We start from the raw sequence: 20,918 nt of genomic DNA, 5'->3' as shown, positions 1-20,918 counted from the left end.
CCTTGGTTAAGAAATAAAAAGAATATGAAAAGATATTGGCTTTTGGTAATTCTAATTTTGGCATCATGTCATGGTGGGAAAAAGTACCATGATGAACAACCTCAAATTAGTGCATCTTCTTCTGAATTACAGGAGATAGTTGATTTTCAAAAGGAATTGAACGCAACATTCAAAGACCCCAAAACGTCTCCTTTACCGGATAGACTGCGAAAGAATTTTGAATCCCTTTCTTTTTTTACCCCGGATGTTTCCTACAGGATTATGGCTCGATTTGAAAGGACGCCAGAAGCTGAACCTTTTTTTATGCCCACAACTACAGGTGACAAAACTATGGAAGTGGTTTATGGGATTGCTCATTTTGAATTGAATGGAGAACCGCATCAATTGGAGATTTATCAAACACCAGCTTTAATGACGCAACCACAATATAAAAATTATCTGTTTTTACCTTTTTCCGACGAGACGAACGGTGAGGAAACTTATGGAGGCGGCCGCTATATTGATTTGACCATTCCGGAAGGGGATTCTATTCTTATTGATTTTAATAAGGCCTATAATCCCTATTGTGTGTACAACAAAAAGTACTCCTGCCCTCTAGTGCCAAGGCAAAATTATTTGAGAACTAAAGTGAGAGCAGGAGTGAAAGATTTTATGAAGGAATAAAAAAGCCTTACTCGAGTAAGGCTTTTTGATTTGTATCTTTTCGATTATTAAAAAGAGTATACTGCGGCAAGCAGGAAGGAACCTAAACTTCCATTTAATTCCAAATCGCTGTTTAGGAATACATCCTCAGAAGCACTGTCCAATCTTATTTCAGGTATAATGGTCAAATCTCCAACCTTTGCATTGGCAGTTAGGGTAACTGCAATTACATTCGCATCTCCGTCTGCATCTGCACCAATGCCTGCCACATTTCCAAAACCTTCCATGGCTGCGAAGTACTCACCTCTTAAACCGATAGCAAAATTTTCAGAAGTGGTGTACTGTGGATAAAGGGCCGCTCCATAGAATCCCACTCCATCAGTATCTTGGTATGTCGCATTGATTCCCAAAAAGAAATCTTCAGATACATCAAATCCACCAGTAAAATCCACTTGGAATAAAGAAGATACATCCGTATCCACAAGACCTGTACCATCAAACACTTCATTAAAACCTTGCTTTCCAAATAGGAAGTTCAAGTATTGTCCAGAGTAACCCAGTTGGGCTCCAAAAGATAGTTCACCAAAAGGATTTATATCTGTAAAATCCGTCGGATTCAAGATAGCCAACATGGCACTCCATTCATTTCCTAAATCAAAATCAGCCTTTAAACCTGCATGCGAGAAGGGTCCGTAGGAGAACATGTAAGATGTACTGTAATTGAAGTTGGATGCTGGAGAAATTACTTCATAACCTAAGAACGTATTAAAGTTACCAAAGGTAAGCGTAGTGCTCTCGCTCACATTCCAATATACGTACAACTGGTTAACAATATTTGGAGAACCGAACGGAGAACCAAATACGGCATCTTCTCCTCTTGGTCCAAATACCAAATCGGCTACAAAACCTACTTTATCCCCTTCATAGGAAGCGATTAAGTTAGCCATACCTAAAGCAAAACCTGGATCATTCGCAAATGATGTTCCTGGGGCAGTGGGAAGAAAAGTCCCTACTTGTTCACCACCTATACCAAGTACAGGCACTTCCTTGTTTAAACCGTTAAAGTTAGCACGGTAATACGCATCTACGGTACCACTGAATTCAAACTTTTTCTCTTCCTCTTCTTCTTGGGCAACAGCCATTACAGACACCAATGCCAATGCTGCAAAAGCTAAATTTTTTATGTACTTTGTGTTTATAATCGTTTTCATAATTACATTCTTTTAGGGTTCCTTTCGGAACGTTTAATTGTTTTGTTGAGTTTACTTTGTGAAAAGGTTATACTACGGAGCGTTCTGCCAAACGCTCCGTTCCTTTTTTAGTGCTGGTTCATTCTAAAGTCAGCATAGGCATCCATACCATGTTCGTGGATATCCAAGCCTTCCAATTCTTCTTTTTCGGAAACCCTGAGACCTGCTACTTTTTTAATGACGAATAAGATGATAAATCCGGTTACACTACAGAAGGTTGCTGCAGCACCTACACCAGCCAACTGTACCAAGAATTGGTCGAATCCGGCCATTTGTCCGAAGATACCAACTGCCAAAGTTCCCCAGATTCCACAGATAAGGTGAACTGCTACTGCACCTACTGGGTCATCCAGCTTTAGCTTGTCAATAAGGGCCACACCAGCGACAATAATAATACCTGCCAATAGTCCAATAATAACCGCTTCATTTGGAGACATTTGGTCAGCCCCAGCTGTAATACCTACTAAACCTCCCAAAATACCATTAAGGAACATCGTCAAGTCAAAGTTCTTATATGCAAAGAAAGATGTGATAAATGCAGATACACCTCCAGCCGCTGCTGCCAAAGAAGTGGTCACCAATACCAATGAGGTCAATTCAGGATCTGCGGAAAGCACAGAGCCACCATTAAACCCGAACCATCCTAACCAAAGGATAAGCACACCGGCTGCCGTAAGAGGTAGATTGTGACCAGGAATCGCTTTGGGCTTTCCATCCTCACCGAATTTCCCAATACGGGCACCCAGAAGGAATATGGCAATCAAAGCTCCCCATCCACCAACGGAATGTACCAATGTGGAACCTGCAAAGTCATAGAATCCTTCTGCTTCCCCATAGGAAAGGGAAGAAAGGAAACCACCACCCCATTGCCAAGAACCTACAATAGGATATACAAGGCCTACATAAATAATGGTGAAAACCATGAAGCTTCCTAACTTGATACGTTCTGCCACTGCTCCAGATACAATAGTGGCTGCTGTTGCTGCAAACATACCTTGGAACAAGAAATCTGTCCACCAAGTATACCCGCCATCTGCGTAATCAGGGGTCATACCACCTTCAGGAGCTGCAATACCAAATCCTGCAAATTTCAAAAATCCCGCATCCCCATCTTCAAATCCAGGATACATCAAATTGAATCCTCCTACATAATAAAGGAGTAATCCAACACATATAATAAATACATTCTTAAAAAGTATGTTTACTGTATTTTTTTGACGGGTAAGACCGATTTCCAAAAAGGAGAATCCCAAGTGCATAAAAAACACAAGGCCGGTACAAACCATCATCCATACGTTGTTCGCTGTAAATAATCCTGCGTCCATAATCTAAATATTGTTAGTTAGTTTTTATCTTAGTTAATACCTGCGCTACCGCTTTCTTTGGTTCTTATTCGGTAGGCTTCCATGACATCTGAAACGAATATCTTACCGTCCCCTACATTTCCTGTTGCTGCAGCATCAAGTAAGGTGTTCACGGTACGTTCCAAAAAATCGTCTGAAACCACAATGACCAAATATCTTCTCTGGATATCGGTAGTGCTGTACGAAATACCACGATACACGTGGCCCTGTTTTTCATTTCCAACCCCAGTTACATCCCAGTAACTGAAGAAGTTTACCTCAATTTCATGAAGTGCTTTTTTCACCTCATCAAATTTGGATTTTCTGATAATTGCCTCGACTTTTTTCATATTTAAGTAGTTAATTGATGGGTCAAATATATATGAATTGACAGGAGACCATGAAAAATTATAGGTTGTGTAGAGTATTTTTATTTGTATAAAAAAAATACCCCTACTTTTTTAGGGGTATGTGATTTTAAAAATAGTTTTTTTAAAGATTTGATGATTTTTTCTTAATATATGAAGATGGAAAACCTAATAATCCATCGACAAAGGGTGCTTTTTATGAAAAATGTGCAGATTTTAACAAAAATTAACAGAAAAAAGTAATTTTATAACTAATTGAAAAATCGAACTAGCCATGCCCCAATTGCTACCGCAAGAATACCTATTACAATACTTGAAGCGAGATAAATCAGAAAGGGAAGAAATGCTCCATCCTTTAAAAAAGAGTGCTTTTCAAATGCAAATGCCGAGAACGTTGTGAACCCCCCACATATACCAGTGGCGAAAAAAAGAATACCCTGTTGGGAGAATAGTTGGTTTTTGGAAGCGAGACCCATGACCATACCGATAAGAAGACAACCCAAAATGTTTACGGTGAACGTGCCTAGATAGAAAGAGTCGTTCAGGGAATTAAGAGGCTTTGAAATAAGATAACGAAGCATGCTTCCTAAGCCACCGCCCAGAAAAACAAGAAGGGCCTGTTTCATACCTTAAAGGTACAAACTATACGGCCTTTTTGTACTTAGTTTCAGCAGATTCCTTAGCTAGGAAATTGGTAACCGATGATTCTGAAATTTTTCGAATGGGTTTGCTGAATCTTTCTCTTGCTCCATTAACACTGAAAATCAACAACATAGCGTTTATGGCAAGCAGAATGAATAGAATAGAAAAAAAAGCTATCATTTATTCAGAGGTTATTCTAAAACAAAAGTACGTGTTTTCTTATTGCGAGCGCTTCAACTTCTTATATAAGTTGTAAAAACGTTCATTTTTGTAGGGAAATCAATATAATCGTTAATTTTTAAGGAAATATTTAATTAGGAAGAGGAAAACCACGAATATTATAAATGAAAATAAAATCCAGATAACACCTTTGTAATTTTTGGTATGCAATTTTTTGTCTTTTTGATAGGAGAAAATCATAACTGCTACAAAAACTAGAATAAACAAACAAGCAAAAATCAGTTGTCCTGGGCTGAACATATTTCTATTTTTAGCAAAATTAAGTCAATTACTAAAACCATGAAAAGAAAGATAGAAGCTGTGGAAGAATTTCACAATGCATTCGGATTAGGTGTGTTGCACACCCCTAAAGCCAACTTAGGCCTTGAAAAAAACATGTTACGATATAAACTCATGCGTGAGGAAAATGAGGAATATTTAGAAGCAGCAAAGGATGGAGATTTGGTTGAAGTGGCTGATGCACTGGGAGATATGCTTTACATTCTTTGCGGAACCATATTGGAACACGGTATGCAATATAAAATTGAAGAAGTGTTTGAGGAAATTCAAAGAAGTAATATGAGTAAGCTCGGGCAAGATGGTAAGCCCATTTACAGGGAAGATGGAAAAGTACTTAAAGGGCCTAATTACTTCAAACCGAACATTCAGGAGATATTGGACAAATAAAAAAGGGCACTTAAGTGCCCTTTTTTAGTACTATACCTTAAATCGCCAGCCAAAATTATCTTCAGCTCTATTATATTGGATATCGGTTATTTGCTTTTTAAGTCTGGTAGCGTAGCTGTTCTGAATTTCAGGAAGTTCATAGTCCACGCCCTGATAGCCAAATGCCGCAATAGGAGACACGACCGCCGCGGTACCTGCTCCAAACATTTCTTTTAATGTTCCGTTTTTAGCAGCTTCTACGACTTCAGTCACTGATATTTTTCGTACTTCCGCGGAAATTCCTTCAGCTTCGGCAATCTCTAAAATGCTTTTTCTGGTAATTCCATCCAAAATTCGGTCGTTGGTCGGAGCTGTTATGAGTGTATCATTAATACGGATAAATACATTCATGGCACCAGCTTCCTCGATGAACTCGTGATTATTGTCATCCGTCCAGATAACCTGATGGTAGCCTTCTTCAACCGCAAGCTGGGTTGGATAGAACTGCCCTGCATAGTTACCCCCTGCTTTTGCATATCCCACCCCGCCATTGGCAGCACGGGAGTATGTTTCTTCAATTTTCACTTTTACCTTTCCAGAGAAATAGGCCCCTGAGGGTGCCAAAGCAATAATAAACTTATATCGGTCAGCGGGAGAGGCATGGAATCCCGTTCCGGAAGCGAACATAAACGGGCGAACATAAAGCGAACTCCCTGGGTTTTTAGGAACCCAATCCTTTTCCAATTGCAATAGCGAAGTAAGCCCATCCATGAAATGGCTTTCTGGCAGTTCTGGGATTGCAAGTCTCTTGGCAGATTTATTTAGTCTTTTCCAATTCTCCAAGGGTCTGAACAACCAAACATTGTCAGCTTCATCCTTATAGGCTTTCATGCCCTCAAAAATGGACTGGCCGTAATGAAAAATTTTGGAAGACGGTTCTAACGAAATAGGTCCATAAGGCACAATTTTAGGAGTGTTCCATGAGCCATTTTCATAATCGCAAACCAACATATGGTCGGTGAATGTGTTTCCAAAAGATAGATTATCAAAATCCACATCGTGAATCTTGGAAGTGGCCGCTTTTTCTACGGAAATGTTGTTTACCGTTGCATCCATGACTTAATAAATTAGTCCATAAAATTAGCTATTTATTGTTAGTTTTGGTCTAACCCCTAATTCTAATTGCTATCCTTATTTGGGATAGACTTAAAACTTATTAAAAATGAGGTATTTTAACACTTTCGCTATTACTTTCTTAATGATTTTTGCTGTCTCCTCCTATGGACAAGAAGAAAAAACAGGTAATTTCTATGGTGCAGAGTTCAATATAGAGCAGGACGTTGAATCTATTGCATCCATTACCAATAAATTGGTTTCTACGGATACCATACAAACCCAATTGACAGGTAAAATCAAAGAGGTATGTCAAGTTAAAGGTTGTTGGATGAAGGTGGCCCTTGATAACAACGAAGAAGTTTTTGTTCGGTTTAAGGATTACGGTTTTTTCGTACCTACAGATTCTTCGGATAAAGATGTCGTTATCAATGGCGTCGTATTTACCACGGAGATGTCTATTGAAGACCAAAAGCACTATGCAAAGGATAGTGGGGCCTCCGAGGACGAGATTGCCAAAATAGTTTCACCAAAAAAACAACTTCGTTTTGAGGCAGATGGCGTGCTAATCAATAAATAAAAGTGAAACGTCGCATCATTGAAACTGCTGATGGTTCCAAAACCATTCAAATTGATGAATGGCAGGAACAATACCATTCCAAGCATGGAGCAGTTCAAGAAGCCTACCATGTTTTTATTAAAAACGGTTTAGAGCATGTAAATCTGGATAAGATGAGCATTCTTGAAATAGGTTTTGGGACAGGACTTAATGCTCTGATAACCCTTATTGAAGCACAAAAAAAGAATATTGCTATCAATTACGTAGGTGTGGAGCAATTTCCAGTTGCTTTGGATGAAATACGTCAGTTGGATTACATTTCCGCCTTATCTGCCCAAAGAGTTGAAGAAGAATTTGATTTGATGCATCACTCATCATGGGGACAAAAGGCGGTTATTGCCAAAAATTTTGAGTTGGCCAAACAGCAGAAGGACTTTCGAGAGATCAATGACCGCAGTTTGTTCAACCTAATATATTTTGATGCATTTGGACCCCGAGTGCAACCTGAACTTTGGACCCAAGAGGTGTTTCAAATTATGTATGATGCGCTTAAAGAAGGTGGAGTTTTAGTGACCTATTCGGCGAAAGGTAGCGTAAGACGGGCTATGCAGGCGGTTGGTTTTTTTGTAGAACGATTGGAGGGGCCACCGGGAAAAAGGGAAATGTTGCGAGCTACCAAAAAGTGAAGTATTCCTAAATGACTGTTAAAGTGGAACAGGGTTCTACTCTTAATTTTACTTAAAGTTTAAACATTTGTGTTAAACCTGAATTAATCCCTCAAAAACAGCACTTTAATCCTCTATTTTTGTTTCAAACACACGCTATGAAAGTATTGATAACTGGAGCAACAGGATTGGTTGGCAAAGCGATTACCAAAGTTTTGCATCAACACGATATTCCAGTTAATTATTTAACTACGCGACAGGAAAAAATCGTCTCCTCGGATAGGTATCAAGGGTTTTTATGGAATCCATCCAAGGGAGAAATTGATTTGGCTTGTTTTGATGGAGTCACTTCAATTATCAACTTGGCAGGTGCTACTATAGCTAAAAAATGGACTCCCTCTTATAAGGAAAAAGTGCTGTCCAGTAGAATTGATAGTCTTTCCACACTGAGTAAAGGTTTGGATAACATAGATTCTTCCAGGATTGAACATTTTGTTTCAGCCTCTGCCATTGGAATATACCCTAGTTCACAAATTGACTTATGCGACGAAAAAGATGTAGGGGTCGATGACAGCTTTTTGGGTCAAGTGGTTCAGAAATGGGAAGAAAAGATAAATGAATTCAAAAAGTACTCGTTCAATGTCTCCATCCTAAGAATTGGAATTGTACTGTCCAATGAAGGGGGCGCACTCCCTAAAATGGCCAAGCCGATAAAAAACCTTGCCGGTGCGGTAATGGGCAGTGGGGAACAATGGCAGTCGTGGATTCATATTGATGATTTAGCCGAAATGTTTGTTTTTGCTATCACCAATAACCTGAAAGGTGTTTTTAATGCTGTTGCGCCGAATCCGGTGACCAATGAGAAAATGACAAAGGAGTTGGCCAAAGTATTGAAAAGACCACTTTTGTTGCCCAATGTTCCTAGGTTTGCCATGAAGCTACTTCTAGGTGAGATGTCTTATTTGCTTTTTGCAAGTCAACGGGTTTGTAGCAAACGCATAGAGAAACAAGGATTTGTCTTTACCTATTCAAATATTGGGTCTGCTTTGGAGCATCTTTTGGGGTCAAGTAATCCTAGACCCGATGATTCGTTGGTCCCCTTGGATAAAGAATACGCTTAGCAAACCATAAGTTTAAAGATTCTTAAGCCGCCTTTTGGCGGTTTTTTCTTGTTTTCCTGTGACATTTTGACATTTTCGGACAAATGGCAGTACTTTTGCCACTTCAAAAACGAAAAAACGAAACCCAAATATGGATAAGAAAAGTAAAGTTGAGGAAATGGAAGGAGAAACAAAAGATACTCAGTCCGTTGAAAGCCCTGAACTGAACGAAGATATCGTGGAAGAAGGTAGCATGGAAAAAGAGGTTGAACTTTCCGAAGAAGAAAAACTCAAGGAGGAATTGGCTAAGGAAAAGGATAAGTTTTTGCGTCTTTTTGCGGAGTTTGAGAATTTCAAGAAGCGTACCTCCAAAGAAAGAATGGACCTTTATAAAACAGCTGGTCAAGAGGTAATAGTTGCCCTGTTACCGGTAATGGATGATTTTGATAGGGCTTTGAAAGAGCTTTCCAAATCTGAGGATACGGAAATGTATAAAGGAGTGGAACTTATCAATACGAAATTCAGGGAAACTTTGAAGAATAAGGGATTGGAACAGATTGAGGTAGGCGAAGGTGATGCCTTTGATGCCGAAGTTCACGATGCCATAACCCAAATACCAGCTCCCAACAAGAAAATGAAAGGGAAAATCATAGATGTCATTGAAAAAGGATTTAAGTTGGGGGAACGTATCATACGACATCCAAAAGTGGTAGTGGGTAACTAAACAAAACCGATGAAGGAGGATTTTTACGAAATATTGGGCGTTGCCAAAGGAGCTTCCGCCGCTGAAATCAAAAAAGCATATCGCAAGAAAGCGATAGAGTATCACCCGGATAAAAATCCAGGAGATACAAAGGCGGAGGAAATGTTCAAAAAAGCAGCTGAAGCCTATGAAGTTCTGAGTGATCCCGACAAGCGTGCCAAATATGACCAGTTCGGGCACGCCGCTTTTGAAGGAGGAGCAGGATTTGGCGGCGGCGGTATGAACATGGATGATATTTTCAGCCAATTCGGTGATATTTTTGGAAGTGCTTTTGGTGGAGGTTTTAGTGGATTTGGTGGTTTTGGCGGAGGTCAACGTCGAGTAAAGGGTAGCAATCTGCGTATTCGGGTAAAGCTGACATTGGATGAAGTAGCCAACGGAGTCGAGAAAAAAGTCAAGGTAAGAAGAAAGATTCAGGCCGAAGGGGTAACCTATAAAACTTGCCCTACCTGTAATGGAAGTGGTCAGGTAACCAAGATTGCCAATACCATACTAGGTAGAATGCAGACTTCCACTACTTGTAATACTTGTGGGGGCTCAGGTCAGATTATAGATAAACGTCCAAGTGGAGCAGATGCACAGGGACTACAATCAGTTGAAGAAACCGTTTCCATTAAGATACCGCCAGGCGTTGAAGAAGGTATGCAACTTAAGGTCTCAGGTAAAGGAAATGGGGCCCCAGGCAACGGAATTCCTGGCGATTTATTGGTAGCCATTGAAACTCAAGAGCACCCCACCCTAAAAAGGGAAGGTGATAACTTGCATTATGATTTATATATCAGTTTCTCCGAAGCGGTACTGGGAAGTTCCAAGGAAATTGATTCGGTAGGGGGCAAGGTGCGAATCAAACTGGAATCAGGAATCCAATCCGGCAAAATATTGAGATTGCGCGGCAAGGGAATTTCCAATATTAACGGATATGGGAGTGGCGATTTACTGGTGCATGTGAATGTTTGGACACCAAAAGAACTGAGCAAAGAACAAAAAGAGTTTTTCGAACGGATGCAGAATGACGAAAATTTTGTTCCAAAACCTCAAAAATCTGATAAATCTTTCTTTGAAAAGGTTAAAGATATGTTCTCATAGCGATTAAAAGTTTTCCGTTCAAATAAAAAACGTATATTTGACTTTGATGTTGGGAAACCAATATCTAATTTTCTTTTTCATAGCAATTTTTTTCCCATCCTTGAATTTTTTTAAGGGTGGGTTTTGTTTTTATAGCCCCATCCTCTTTCTGTACAAATACATATCTTTGGAAAAATTGTTTGGATGCATCACATTTTAGTTGCTCAAAATGTCTCCAAATCTTACGGAGACTTTAAAGCATTGAGCGACATATCCTTGGAAATCCCTGAAAATAAAATTTACGGTCTATTGGGCCCAAATGGGGCTGGAAAAACCACTTTTATCCGAATTATTAATCAAATTCTTTATCCAGATACGGGACAGTTGATGTTTGATGGAAAACCCCTGGCTCCTCAACATATTGCCTCCATTGGATACCTGCCCGAGGAGCGTGGACTGTACAAAAGTATGAAGGTGGGTGAACAAGCCCTGTATTTAGCTCAACTTAAGGGATTGGGTAAAGCCGAGGCAAAAAAGAGATTGAAAGAATGGTTTGAGCGCTTTGAAATTGGGGAATGGTGGGACAAAAAAATTCAAGAACTGTCTAAGGGGATGGCGCAAAAAATACAGTTTATAGTGACCGTTTTGCACCAACCCAAACTTTTAATTTTTGATGAGCCGTTTAGCGGATTTGACCCTATAAATGCCAACATTATCAAGGATGAAATATTGAGGCTAAAAGAAGAAGGTACCTCCATAATTTTTTCGACACATAGAATGGAATCTGTTGAAGAGTTGTGTGAATATATCGCACTGATTCATAAATCGGAGAAAATCTTGGATGGTAAACTATCGGAAATCAAGAATGCCTACAAAAACAATGTTTTCAATGTGTCACTTCAGACAAAAGAAGGTTCCAAAGATAAATTCCTTGAGGTTGAGGAGAAATTCAATGTAATTTCATCCAATGCACATGCGGAGGAAAGCACTTGGTCTATGTCCGTTCAACTGCCTTCCAGTGATACCCGTGGGGTTTTGACTGAACTTTCGAAATATGGAAATGTGAGCAGGTTCGAGGAAGTCATTCCATCCGCAAACGATATTTTTATCCAAACCGTTAATGGAAAAGAGCATCATGGATAAGCTGAGGTTAATAATCAAACGGGAGTATTTGGCCAAGGTTCGGAACAAATCGTTTATTGTGATGACGATTTTGAGTCCAATCTTAATTGTGGGCATGATTCTTTTGATAGTGTATCTTACCAAGGTAAATGATGCAGAAAAACGTATTGTCACGGTATTGAATGAAAGCTCTTACTTCAACAATCAATTCAAACCGGACGAAAGTGTTGCCTACATACATTTTAAGGATATTTCCCTTACTCAGGCGAAGGACTCCACAATGTCTTTAGGTTACTTTGGGTTGTTGCACATACCCAGTGGAAGTGATATGGAGCATGTAGCAAGGGATACGTATCTCTACACCAAAGAAAATCCGAATACAACCATAACGGAGCGATTGGAACGGATTTTTCAGAAAAGATTGCGGATGAAAAGATTGCAGGAACTTGGCGTATCGTCCGATGAGTTTACTGGAATTGAAAAGCCCTTTGTGATGAACCTGGCCACTTTTGACGGCCAAAAAAGCATCAAAGGAATTACGGAAATCAAAGCAATTATTGGAGGGGCTTTTGGTTATGCCATCATGATGTTTATCATTATTTACGGTGGATTTGTAATGCGAAGCGTTATTGAAGAAAAAACAAGTCGAATTATTGAGGTGATTATTTCTTCTGTGAAGCCCTTTAAGTTAATGTTGGGTAAAATCGTTGGAACTTCCTTGGCTGGCTTAACACAATTCATTATTTGGATTGTTTCCGCATCTTTATTATTGATTTTATCAGTTGCCCTATTAGGGATTGACCCGTCTGTGTTGACAACAGACAACACCTTATCGACAACAGCAATTAATGGAGTATCCGAATTGCCAACCTCCGGTTTAGAAGGCGATGCGTTGGTGTATGCAAGGGAAATAATAAATATTCCGTGGGCACTCCTGATAGGTTCGTTTTTGATTTATTTCATTTTGGGCTACCTTATTTATAGTTCCATTTATGCAGCAATCGGCGCTGCTGTGGACAACGAAACAGATACACAACAGTTCATTTTCCCCATTATTCTGCCCTTAATGTTGGCGATTTATGTCGGTTTTTTTTCGGTTTTTAGCAATCCACACGGTCCTATTGCCGTAGGCTTTTCCCTATTTCCCTTAACTTCACCCATAGTAATGCTCATGAGACTCCCTGGAGGCATTGGGGAGGGCGGTGTTCCCTTATGGCAGTTATTGCTTTCCATTGCGCTTTTGATTGGGGCATTTCTGGGGATTGTTTGGTTAGCTTCCAAGATTTACCGTGTAGGGATTTTAATGTATGGTAAGCGCCCAACCTATAAAGAATTGTTTAAATGGTTGAAGTATTAGAATGCGATGCAAGACGGTACTGAAGAAATAAAGGAAATCATCCAAGAGGATATTTGGGGTTCAGTAAAGGAGTTCCTCAATTGGGGTATTCATATTGGGGAAGGTGAAAAATCCATTCATCTTACTTTGGGTCTTTTATTACTGCTGACCGTTTCCATCGTGGCAACAAAATTGCTGTTAAAGTGGTCCCGCTATCTGGTAACCCGAAAAATGGAACCTGAGGACAAGCAAAAATTTGCAAGCGTTTTCAAGTTTGTAAACTATGTCCTTTACTTAATCGTTGTTTTATTTACCCTTAGTGGTGCTGGGATAAATATCACCCTTATTATTACCGCATCAGCGGCACTGTTTGTAGGATTGGGATTGGCACTCCAAGAGTTTTTCAAGGATATTCTGGGAGGCATTTTTATCATCTTGGACAAGTCCCTTCAGGTAGGGGATATTGTGGAGGTGGATGAAAAAGTGGGCAAGGTATTTGAAATCAAATTGCGTACTACCAGGGCGCTAACGCGGGATGACAAGGTTGTGGTCATTCCCAACCATAAGTTTATAAGCGACATCGTTTTTAACTATACCCAGAACCACCGAACTACACGCGAGAGTGTTCATGTTGGGGTGGCCTATGGAAGTGATGTAGAACTCGTTACAAGATTGCTTGAAGAATCGGTTAAGGAACACAAGAAAGTGCTCAAGAAACCGTTACCCTTTGTACTCTTTAATGATTTTGGAGATTCTGCTTTAATGTTTTCCATCAACTATTTCATTAATGATAGTTTTGTAGACCCGCGAATAAAAAGTGATATCCGATATAGCATCAATAAAAAGTTCAAGGAAAATAACGTAACCATCCCTTTCCCTCAGAGGGATATCCATATATTTCAACATCAGAAATCTCAAAACAATACCAACTCGGATAACCCGTAATAAGCTCTCCGGCATTTTGTGTCTAATCGGATTCTTTCTGGCACAGATGTCTTTTGGGCAGAGTACGGATATTTTACGGGTGGAATATTTGAACATCCCTGAAAATGACACAGGAATCAAAACCCAACGGTATAAGTTTTTGTTCAATCTCCCTATAAAACTCAATGAGAAAAAAGACTACCTAGTAACCGGTCTGGAATACAATAGATTTGATGTTGGATATTCCCAAAACTTCCCTTTTGACCAAAGTGAGTTGAATCGGTTTCATGTGATAGATTTAAATCTGGGATTTATTACCAAATGGAATGAAAATTGGAACTTTGTCGGCATCTTCACTCCAAGACTGGCATCTAACTTTACCAATGGTGTCCAAACCAGTGATCTTTTTTTGAACGCCACCGCCACTTTGTGGAAGGAGAATCAGCAAGCCAGCAAGCCCTTTCGGATAGTACTCGGTTTATCTTATAATAGCACCACGGGATTACCAATTCCCCTTCCTTTGATTAGCTACTATCGTCGTTTTCATCCCAAATGGTCTTATACTTTGGGGATTCCCCGCTCAAGGTTTGAGTACCACCCTTCACCAAAACATACTTTTGGGTTTACACTTTTGCTGGACGGTTATTTTATTAATATTCAAAATGATATCGCCCTGCCCGATAATCAAATAGGTTCCAGAATATCTCTTTCCGCGCTGGTGGGAGCTTTTGGGTATCAATACCACCTTTCCAAACGAGCTTCACTATTTGCTTTGGTCGGTCGTTCCATCGAACAAATAGGAGAGCTAAGAAATGATGATAGAAGCGCTGTTTTTTTGTTGAATGAGGAAGCAAATCTTTATATTCGAACAGGTTTCAAAATCTCAATCTTTTAAATAGAAAAATATGTCTAGAATATTGGTGATAGAAGATGAATCTGCTATACGTCGGGTTTTGATAAAGATATTGAGCGAAGAAAACGATGCCTACCAAGTTTTTGAGGCGGAAGACGGCTTGAAGGGGATGGAAATTATCAAGAAAGAAGACTTCGATTTGGTATTGTGTGACATAAAAATGCCCAAAATGGATGGCGTCGAGGTTCTGGAGGCGGCCAGACAGATAAAACCGGAAATTCCTTTTATTATGATATCAGGTCACGGTGATTTGGATACCGCCGTGAACACCATGAGATTGGGTGCATTCGATTATATTTCCAAACCACCAGACTTAAACCGGCTGCTGACTACGGTACGAAATGCCTTGGATAGAAAGGAATTGGTAGTGGAAAATAAAATCCTGAAGAAAAAGGTCTCCAAAAATTACGAGATGATTGGGGAAAGTAAGGAGATTGGGGCCATTAAGGATATGATTGAAAAAGTAGCTCCCACAGATGCGCGGGTTCTGATTACAGGCCCCAATGGAACCGGTAAAGAATTGGTGGCCCATTGGCTGCATCAAAAGAGTGCACGTTCCTCTTCTCCATTTATTGAGGTGAATTGTGCGGCTATTCCATCTGAACTTATAGAAAGTGAACTTTTTGGCCATGTTAAAGGTGCATTTACATCCGCAGTAAAGGATAGGGCAGGGAAGTTTGAAGCGGCCAATAAAGGGACCATTTTTTTGGATGAGATAGGGGATATGAGCCTTTCGGCACAGGCCAAAGTTTTAAGGGCACTTCAGGAAAATAAGATTTCAAGGGTAGGTACCGATAAGGACATCAAAGTGGATGTGCGTGTGCTAGCAGCTACAAACAAAGACTTGAAAAAGGAAATATCCGAAGGAAATTTTAGGGAAGATCTCTATCATCGTTTGGCGGTTATTTTAATAAAGGTTCCCGCCCTTAACGATAGACGCGATGACATCGCTTTGCTGATTGAGCATTTTGCCATAAAAATAGGTGAAGAGCAGGGTACGGCAACAAAGGCGTTTTCTAAAAAAGCGGTTGAACTTTTAAAAGGGTACGACTGGACTGGAAATGTCCGCGAACTAAGAAATGTGGTTGAACGCCTCATAATTCTGGGAGGTCAAGAAGTTTCAGAAGAAGATGTCAAGCTGTTTGCCAGTAAATAAACTACTCACATTCTTTAAGTTTGGCCAACGCTTCTTTTGTAATGGTTTTTACCCTTTGATGATAGATTTTCTTTGGTTTGGTTAAATCGGTATTTAAAAGGGTTATACTGGCGTTGTTGTAGGTTTTTTTAATAAATCTTTTCGCTTCGGCGCAATCCAACTGATTTACAATATTATCGATGGAAATTTCAAAATTCTTAAGCCCATTATGGATTTGTTGTTCGAGAAGTTTACCCTCGGGCAATAAAATTCCTCCTTGGGCTTCCATCACCTCTTTAGTATTTAAGACCAGCATAGTATCTCCATAAACATCGCTAATACTTAGGCCATAGTCTTCTAGTTCTTTAATCCCTTTTAAGGTATTTTTCAGTGCTTTTTGTAGCGCTTCCTTGGAAGATGGGTGGGTCTCGGCCCTAGTAGCCTCCTTAAGATTATCAAGGACATCATCCAGACTGGATATGGCTTCTTGACAACCACAGGCTTCAAAGTTGGACCTGGTTTTTTCTATGCCATTAATGGCTTTGTAAGCATAGTATTTAGTGATTTGAAGTTCAGTGGCGGAAATGGCGGTCTCTGTCTGGTCCTTAATGTATTCCATATTGGAATTGGCATATTCGCAGGCATTGGAATTCTTTACAGAAGCCATAGAAAAAAGGCTTTGTATACCAATAGCGAAGACAATAAAAAGGTCAAATTTCCTTGATTTCATAACGGCAGATTTGGGACTACGCGCCTGAGCTTTCACTAAATTAACGTAGAATCACATTTACAATTGAATAAAATCGATGAAAAACGGCGTAAAACTGTCAAAAGTAATTCCATCGATGAACTGCATTTTATAGCTTACATACCAGATATATAAAAAACTGTATATTCATTTCATGGAATACATCAAATCAAACACTTACAAGGTAGAGGGTGAAAAAAAGCTTTTGGAAGCCGCCACATTTGAAGATTTTGGAAAATCGGACAAACAGTTAAAAAAGGATTTAGAGAAGTTGAGAAAGGAACTGGGCGAGTTTCAAGATACCTTATATGCCCATGGAAAATATGGGGTTCTAATATGTTTACAAGGCATGGATACTGCAGGCAAGGACAGTCTGATTCGTGAGGTTTTCAAGGATTTCAACGTAAGGGGAGTGGAGGTGCATAGTTTTAAGGTTCCTACGGATTTGGAGCTTAAGCATGATTATTTATGGAGACATTACATTGCCCTGCCCGAACGTGGAAAATTTAGCGTTTTTAACCGAACGCATTACGAAAATGTATTGGTGACCAAGGTACATCCCAATTATATCCTTTCGGAAAATATTCCTGGGGTGGATACAGTCGATGATATTGATTCTGGGTTTTGGGAGAAAAGATATCGTCAAATCAATGATTTCGAAAGGCACGTTGCTGAAAACGGAACGCTCATTTTTAAATTTTTTCTACACCTATCCAAGGAGGAACAGCGGCAAAGACTGTTGAGACGACTGCGGTTGAAGGAAAAAAACTGGAAATTTTCACCAGGAGATTTGAAAGAACGCAAACTATGGGAAAAGTATCAGGAGTGCTATGAAGAGGCCATCAATAAGACTTCAAAACCGCAAGCACCATGGTATATCATTCCTGCGGACAATAAAAGGGCCGCACGCGTAATCGTTGCAGGCATTTTGTTAGAAGCGTTAAAAAAGTTTAAAGATATAGAAGAACCGGAGTTAGAGGATGAAATAAAGGCTAACTTAGAGTTTTTTAAGCAAGAATTGGAAAAGGAAAGTACATGAAAAAAGGAATATTCATATGGCTTCTAATAAGCTCCTTGGCCTTCTCACAGACGGAGGATGAAAAACAACTGAGAGCTATTTACGATGCAGTCTTAACCAATGGAAAATCCTATGATTGGCTTAACTACCTATCGAATCAGATTGGTGGACGTCTTTCAGGCTCCGTTGAGGCCCAACAAGCTGTGGAATATACCAAAGGTCAATTGGATTCTTTAGGTTTGGACAGAGTGTGGCTTCAACCTGTTATGGTACCCAAATGGGTTAGGGGAACTCCTGAGTTTGCTTATTTTGAGACCAAACCAGGATTGACCACAAATATCCCTATTACGGCTTTGGGAGGTTCTGTTGCAACGCCGGATATCGGAATTAAAGCCAGTATCGTTGAGGTGCAGGGCATTGAGGATTTGGAAAAATTGGGCAGGGCCAATATTGAAGGAAAAATAGTGTTCTACAATCGACCCATGGACCCAACTCAAATAAGTACATTCAAAGCATATTCTGGCTGTGTGGATCAACGCTATTCAGGAGCGGCCGAGGCTGGAAAATATGGAGCGTTAGGAGTTATTGTGAGGTCGATGAACCTTCGACAGGATGATTTCCCCCATACTGGTTCCATGAGCTATGGAGATACCCCAGTGCAGGACCGGATTCCTGCCGCAGCGATTAGCACAAATGGTGCCGAATTGTTGAGCACGACATTAGCTTTGAATCCTGAAATCAAATTCTACTTTAAGCAAAGTTGCAAACAACTACCAGATGTTGAATCATACAATGTCATAGGAGAAATAAAAGGCTCCGAATATCCAAATGAAATAATGATTGTGGGGGGGCATTTGGACTCATGGGATTTAGGTGATGGTGCTCATGATGACGGTGCAGGTTGTGTTCAGAGTATGGAAGTACTTCGTTTATTGAAAGAAACAGGATACAGACCTAAGCGCACTATTCGCGTTGTTCTCTTTATGAATGAGGAAAATGGATTAAGGGGTGGAAGAGAATATGCAAAAATAGCCAAGCAAAAAAATGAAAGACATGTATTTGCCCTAGAGAGCGATGCCGGTGGATTCACGCCTAGAGGTTTTTCGTTTGATTGCTCTGATGAGGATTTTGAACAAATCCTGGGATGGAAAAAGCTTTTTGAACCCTATTTAATCCATATGTTCCTTAAAGGAGGTAGTGGGGCTGACATCGACCCATTAAAAGATGAAGGTATAGTCTTGGCAGGACTAAGACCGGATTCCCAAAGGTATTTTGACCATCACCATGCGGAAAACGATACCTTCGAGCATGTAAACCAGCGCGAATTGGAACTAGGTGCGGCAACTATGGCCAGTTTGGTATATCTTATGGATAAATACGGAACCACATCCATAAAAAAGGTCAAGGGCTAAGCTAGCCACTTTGGTTGGCTTAAAGTGCATTTATTCCAGTACACTGCCCTGTTCATCAAGTTTAAGAAAAGGATTAAAGGCGATTTCCCAAAGATTGCCATCCAAATCGGAAACATAACCACTATATCCACCCCAATGGACCTTTTGCGGTTTCTTGACGATTTCGACGCCCTTAGCTTTTAAATTCTCAAAGATTAGGCCAACTTCACCTTCAGACCTGGTATTATAGGCTAAAGTAAACCCTTTGAATCCCATACCTTTTGAATCTACCGTAGCATCATCGGCCAATTCATTTTTCTTGTATAGGGAGAGTAGTATGCCATTTAGGGTAAAAAATGATATATACTCGTTACTGGATTTTGATTTTATCCAACCAAATTGGGTTTCATAAAAATGGGTTGATTTTTCTAAATCAGAAACACCTAAGGTGACTATAGTCAAGCGCTGTTCCATGGGATGATATTTTTTCTTTCAGATATGATAAGATTTCGGACAGAAAGGTCCAGTGAAAAAAGCAAATCGCTATAATCGAATAGCAACGTAATTATCACTTTTTCAACATATTATTTAGTCAATAAAACCTGCAAAAACTCCTATCTTTGCAGCCTTCTTATAAAGAGGACCAATTATAAAAATTGATAAGAGATATAGTTATGCAAGACGGAATTTACGCAAAATTCAACACTGGTAAAGGAGAAATTCTAGTAAAATTAACCCACGATAAAACCCCTGGAACGGTAGGTAATTTTGTGGCGTTGGCAGAGGGAAGTATGGAAAATTCAGCGAAACCTCAAGGCAAGCCTTATTATGATGGACTTAAATTCCATAGGGTAATTGCCGATTTTATGATTCAAGGGGGTTGTCCTCAGGGAACGGGAACAGGAGACCCAGGGTACAAATTTGATGATGAATTCCACCCAGAACTAAAGCATGACGCACCTGGAATTCTTTCCATGGCGAATGCCGGGCCGGGCACCAACGGGAGTCAGTTCTTCATTACCCACGGACCAACTCCATGGCTGGACAATAAGCATACGGTTTTTGGTCATGTGGAGTCAGGACAAGAAGTTGTGGATGCCATTGCTCAGGGAGATTCCATCGATTCTTTGGAAATTGTAAGGGTTGGAAGTGAAGCCGAAAACTGGAATGCTATTGAAGCATTTCGAGTTTTTGAAGGAGCACGCGAAAAAAGAATAGCAGAAGCTAAAGCAAGAGCAGAAGCTGAAATGGACAAGTTGGCGGCAGGTTTTGAAAAAACCGACAGCGGGTTGCGATATCAAATCATAAATAAAGGTAACGGCATTCAAGCCGAAAAAGGAAAAACGGTATCCGTTCACTATGAAGGGAGTCTTTCAAACGGTCAAGTATTTGATTCTTCATACAGTCGAAATCAGCCTATTGATTTTTCTTTAGGAATTGGACAGGTAATCCCAGGTTGGGATGAAGGAATTGGTCTTTTAAAAGTTGGAGACAAGGCGCGTTTTGTGATTCCTTCTCATTTGGCGTATGGAAGCGCAGGAGCTGGTGGAGTGATTCCTCCAGATGCCACCTTAATTTTTGATGTAGAACTTATGGACGTGAAGTAATTACGTTGATATTAATCAGTAAAGAAAAACGTAATAAAAAAGAAAAGCTCCTAATTAGGAGCTTTTCTTTTTATTTGGATCTGTTAACACTTACCAGTAAGAGGCAAGCATTTAAGAAAAGCAAAATAAGTAGTACTGTAAAAAAAGTTTGCATGGTCTACTAGTTTATTAATACGTCGGGGGCTGCGCTCTATTAGTATAACAACTGAACGGGTTTAAACCCTACTTATTGTCTATAATTGTCTGTACGCTAGAATTTTGGACACTTTTCCATAGGAAAAGTCACTTTTTGGCCCGGTTGACACTTAGTACCAGTAGCACCATATTCA

23 protein-coding genes are annotated in these 20,918 nt (G+C 39.9%); 15 read left to right on the top strand and 8 right to left on the bottom strand.

From position 1 onward, the window contains the following. The first annotated feature begins 24 nt into the window (after positions 1-24). Positions 25-663, top strand: a complete 639-nt coding sequence (locus tag ACSLUF_RS12130) for a DUF1684 domain-containing protein (RefSeq protein WP_435623050.1) — start codon at positions 25-27, stop codon at positions 661-663. A 47-nt stretch (positions 664-710) separates the two neighbouring features. Here ACSLUF_RS12130 and ACSLUF_RS12125 read toward each other — a convergent pair whose 3' ends face one another. The 5 genes from ACSLUF_RS12125 to ACSLUF_RS12105 form a co-directional block, all read right to left on the bottom strand. Then, positions 711-1,853: an outer membrane beta-barrel protein gene (locus ACSLUF_RS12125; protein ID WP_435623049.1), complete on the bottom strand. Its 1,143-nt coding sequence runs from the start codon at positions 1,851-1,853 to the stop codon at positions 711-713. A gap of 107 nt (positions 1,854-1,960) precedes the next feature. Then, complete coding sequence (locus ACSLUF_RS12120; RefSeq protein WP_435623048.1) at positions 1,961-3,217, bottom strand: ammonium transporter; 1,257 nt, start codon at positions 3,215-3,217, stop codon at positions 1,961-1,963. Positions 3,218-3,246: 29 nt separating this feature from the next. Beyond that, positions 3,247-3,585, bottom strand: coding sequence for a P-II family nitrogen regulator (locus ACSLUF_RS12115; protein WP_435623047.1), 339 nt, complete (start codon positions 3,583-3,585; stop codon positions 3,247-3,249). Between the two features lie 269 nt (positions 3,586-3,854). Then, positions 3,855-4,229, bottom strand: a complete 375-nt coding sequence (gene crcB, locus ACSLUF_RS12110) for a fluoride efflux transporter CrcB (protein ID WP_435623046.1) — start codon at positions 4,227-4,229, stop codon at positions 3,855-3,857. A 16-nt stretch (positions 4,230-4,245) separates the two neighbouring features. Further along, positions 4,246-4,425, bottom strand: a complete 180-nt coding sequence (locus ACSLUF_RS12105; protein ID WP_435623045.1) for a hypothetical protein — start codon at positions 4,423-4,425, stop codon at positions 4,246-4,248. A 339-nt stretch (positions 4,426-4,764) separates the two neighbouring features. Between ACSLUF_RS12105 and ACSLUF_RS12100 the strand changes: the two genes are divergently transcribed. Continuing rightward, positions 4,765-5,151 (top strand): hypothetical protein, encoded by a 387-nt coding sequence (locus ACSLUF_RS12100; protein ID WP_435623044.1) that lies wholly within the window; start codon positions 4,765-4,767, stop codon positions 5,149-5,151. Between the two features lie 30 nt (positions 5,152-5,181). On the opposite strand, the gene ACSLUF_RS12095 is transcribed toward ACSLUF_RS12100, so the two are convergent. Further along, positions 5,182-6,246: a branched-chain amino acid aminotransferase gene (locus tag ACSLUF_RS12095; RefSeq protein WP_435623043.1), complete on the bottom strand. Its 1,065-nt coding sequence runs from the start codon at positions 6,244-6,246 to the stop codon at positions 5,182-5,184. Positions 6,247-6,352: 106 nt separating this feature from the next. On the opposite strand from ACSLUF_RS12095, the gene ACSLUF_RS12090 reads away from it, so the two are divergent. From ACSLUF_RS12090 to ACSLUF_RS12045, 10 genes are all read left to right on the top strand, one after another. After that, positions 6,353-6,823 (top strand): DUF4920 domain-containing protein, encoded by a 471-nt coding sequence (locus ACSLUF_RS12090; RefSeq protein WP_435623042.1) that lies wholly within the window; start codon positions 6,353-6,355, stop codon positions 6,821-6,823. Between the two features lie 2 nt (positions 6,824-6,825). After that, entirely contained in the window at positions 6,826-7,488 is a 663-nt protein-coding gene (mnmD, locus tag ACSLUF_RS12085) for a tRNA (5-methylaminomethyl-2-thiouridine)(34)-methyltransferase MnmD (RefSeq protein WP_435623041.1), read from the top strand. A 137-nt stretch (positions 7,489-7,625) separates the two neighbouring features. Next, complete coding sequence (locus tag ACSLUF_RS12080) at positions 7,626-8,588, top strand: TIGR01777 family oxidoreductase (RefSeq protein WP_435623040.1); 963 nt, start codon at positions 7,626-7,628, stop codon at positions 8,586-8,588. A gap of 130 nt (positions 8,589-8,718) precedes the next feature. Continuing rightward, the gene (locus ACSLUF_RS12075) at positions 8,719-9,291 is read left to right on the top strand and encodes a nucleotide exchange factor GrpE (protein WP_435623039.1); all 573 of its coding nucleotides are present in this window, start codon (positions 8,719-8,721) and stop codon (positions 9,289-9,291) included. A gap of 9 nt (positions 9,292-9,300) precedes the next feature. Next, on the top strand, positions 9,301-10,416 hold the full coding sequence (gene dnaJ, locus ACSLUF_RS12070) for a molecular chaperone DnaJ (RefSeq protein ID WP_435623038.1): 1,116 nt from the start codon (positions 9,301-9,303) through the stop codon (positions 10,414-10,416). 183 nt (positions 10,417-10,599) lie between these two features. Beyond that, positions 10,600-11,538 (top strand): ABC transporter ATP-binding protein, encoded by a 939-nt coding sequence (locus ACSLUF_RS12065; protein WP_435623037.1) that lies wholly within the window; start codon positions 10,600-10,602, stop codon positions 11,536-11,538. Then, on the top strand, positions 11,531-12,874 hold the full coding sequence (locus tag ACSLUF_RS12060; protein WP_435625838.1) for an ABC transporter permease: 1,344 nt from the start codon (positions 11,531-11,533) through the stop codon (positions 12,872-12,874). Before ACSLUF_RS12065 ends, ACSLUF_RS12060 begins: the two co-directional genes overlap by 8 nt. Before the next feature lie 6 nt (positions 12,875-12,880). Beyond that, positions 12,881-13,798 carry a mechanosensitive ion channel family protein gene (locus tag ACSLUF_RS12055; RefSeq protein WP_435623036.1) on the top strand — a complete coding sequence of 306 codons (918 nt, stop codon included), beginning with the start codon at positions 12,881-12,883 and terminating at the stop codon, positions 13,796-13,798. Between the two features lie 16 nt (positions 13,799-13,814). Next, positions 13,815-14,672: a DUF6268 family outer membrane beta-barrel protein gene (locus ACSLUF_RS12050; protein WP_435623035.1), complete on the top strand. Its 858-nt coding sequence runs from the start codon at positions 13,815-13,817 to the stop codon at positions 14,670-14,672. A 10-nt stretch (positions 14,673-14,682) separates the two neighbouring features. Continuing rightward, entirely contained in the window at positions 14,683-15,846 is a 1,164-nt protein-coding gene (locus ACSLUF_RS12045) for a sigma-54-dependent transcriptional regulator (RefSeq protein WP_435623034.1), read from the top strand. 1 nt (position 15,847) lies between these two features. Here the strand turns inward: ACSLUF_RS12045 and ACSLUF_RS12040 are convergent, their stop codons facing one another. Further along, complete coding sequence (locus ACSLUF_RS12040) at positions 15,848-16,555, bottom strand: hypothetical protein (protein ID WP_435623033.1); 708 nt, start codon at positions 16,553-16,555, stop codon at positions 15,848-15,850. 172 nt (positions 16,556-16,727) lie between these two features. On the opposite strand from ACSLUF_RS12040, the gene ACSLUF_RS12035 reads away from it, so the two are divergent. Both ACSLUF_RS12035 and ACSLUF_RS12030 read left to right on the top strand, forming a co-directional pair. Beyond that, positions 16,728-17,612, top strand: coding sequence for a PPK2 family polyphosphate kinase (locus ACSLUF_RS12035; RefSeq protein ID WP_435623032.1), 885 nt, complete (start codon positions 16,728-16,730; stop codon positions 17,610-17,612). Continuing rightward, the gene (locus ACSLUF_RS12030) at positions 17,609-19,003 is read left to right on the top strand and encodes a M20/M25/M40 family metallo-hydrolase (protein WP_435623031.1); all 1,395 of its coding nucleotides are present in this window, start codon (positions 17,609-17,611) and stop codon (positions 19,001-19,003) included. The genes ACSLUF_RS12035 and ACSLUF_RS12030 overlap by 4 nt, the downstream gene beginning before the upstream one ends. A gap of 30 nt (positions 19,004-19,033) precedes the next feature. Here ACSLUF_RS12030 and ACSLUF_RS12025 read toward each other — a convergent pair whose 3' ends face one another. Further along, positions 19,034-19,456, bottom strand: coding sequence for a VOC family protein (locus tag ACSLUF_RS12025; RefSeq protein WP_435623030.1), 423 nt, complete (start codon positions 19,454-19,456; stop codon positions 19,034-19,036). 200 nt (positions 19,457-19,656) lie between these two features. Between ACSLUF_RS12025 and ACSLUF_RS12020 the strand changes: the two genes are divergently transcribed. After that, positions 19,657-20,589 carry a peptidylprolyl isomerase gene (locus tag ACSLUF_RS12020; protein WP_435623029.1) on the top strand — a complete coding sequence of 311 codons (933 nt, stop codon included), beginning with the start codon at positions 19,657-19,659 and terminating at the stop codon, positions 20,587-20,589. The last annotated feature ends 329 nt before the right edge of the window (positions 20,590-20,918 follow it).

The sequence above is a fragment of the Flagellimonas sp. genome (assembly GCF_965601775.1).
GTDB lineage: Bacteria > Bacteroidota > Bacteroidia > Flavobacteriales > Flavobacteriaceae > Flagellimonas.
Note: the sequence above shows the minus strand (reverse complement) of the source record. Positions and strands in the feature narration are given on the sequence as shown.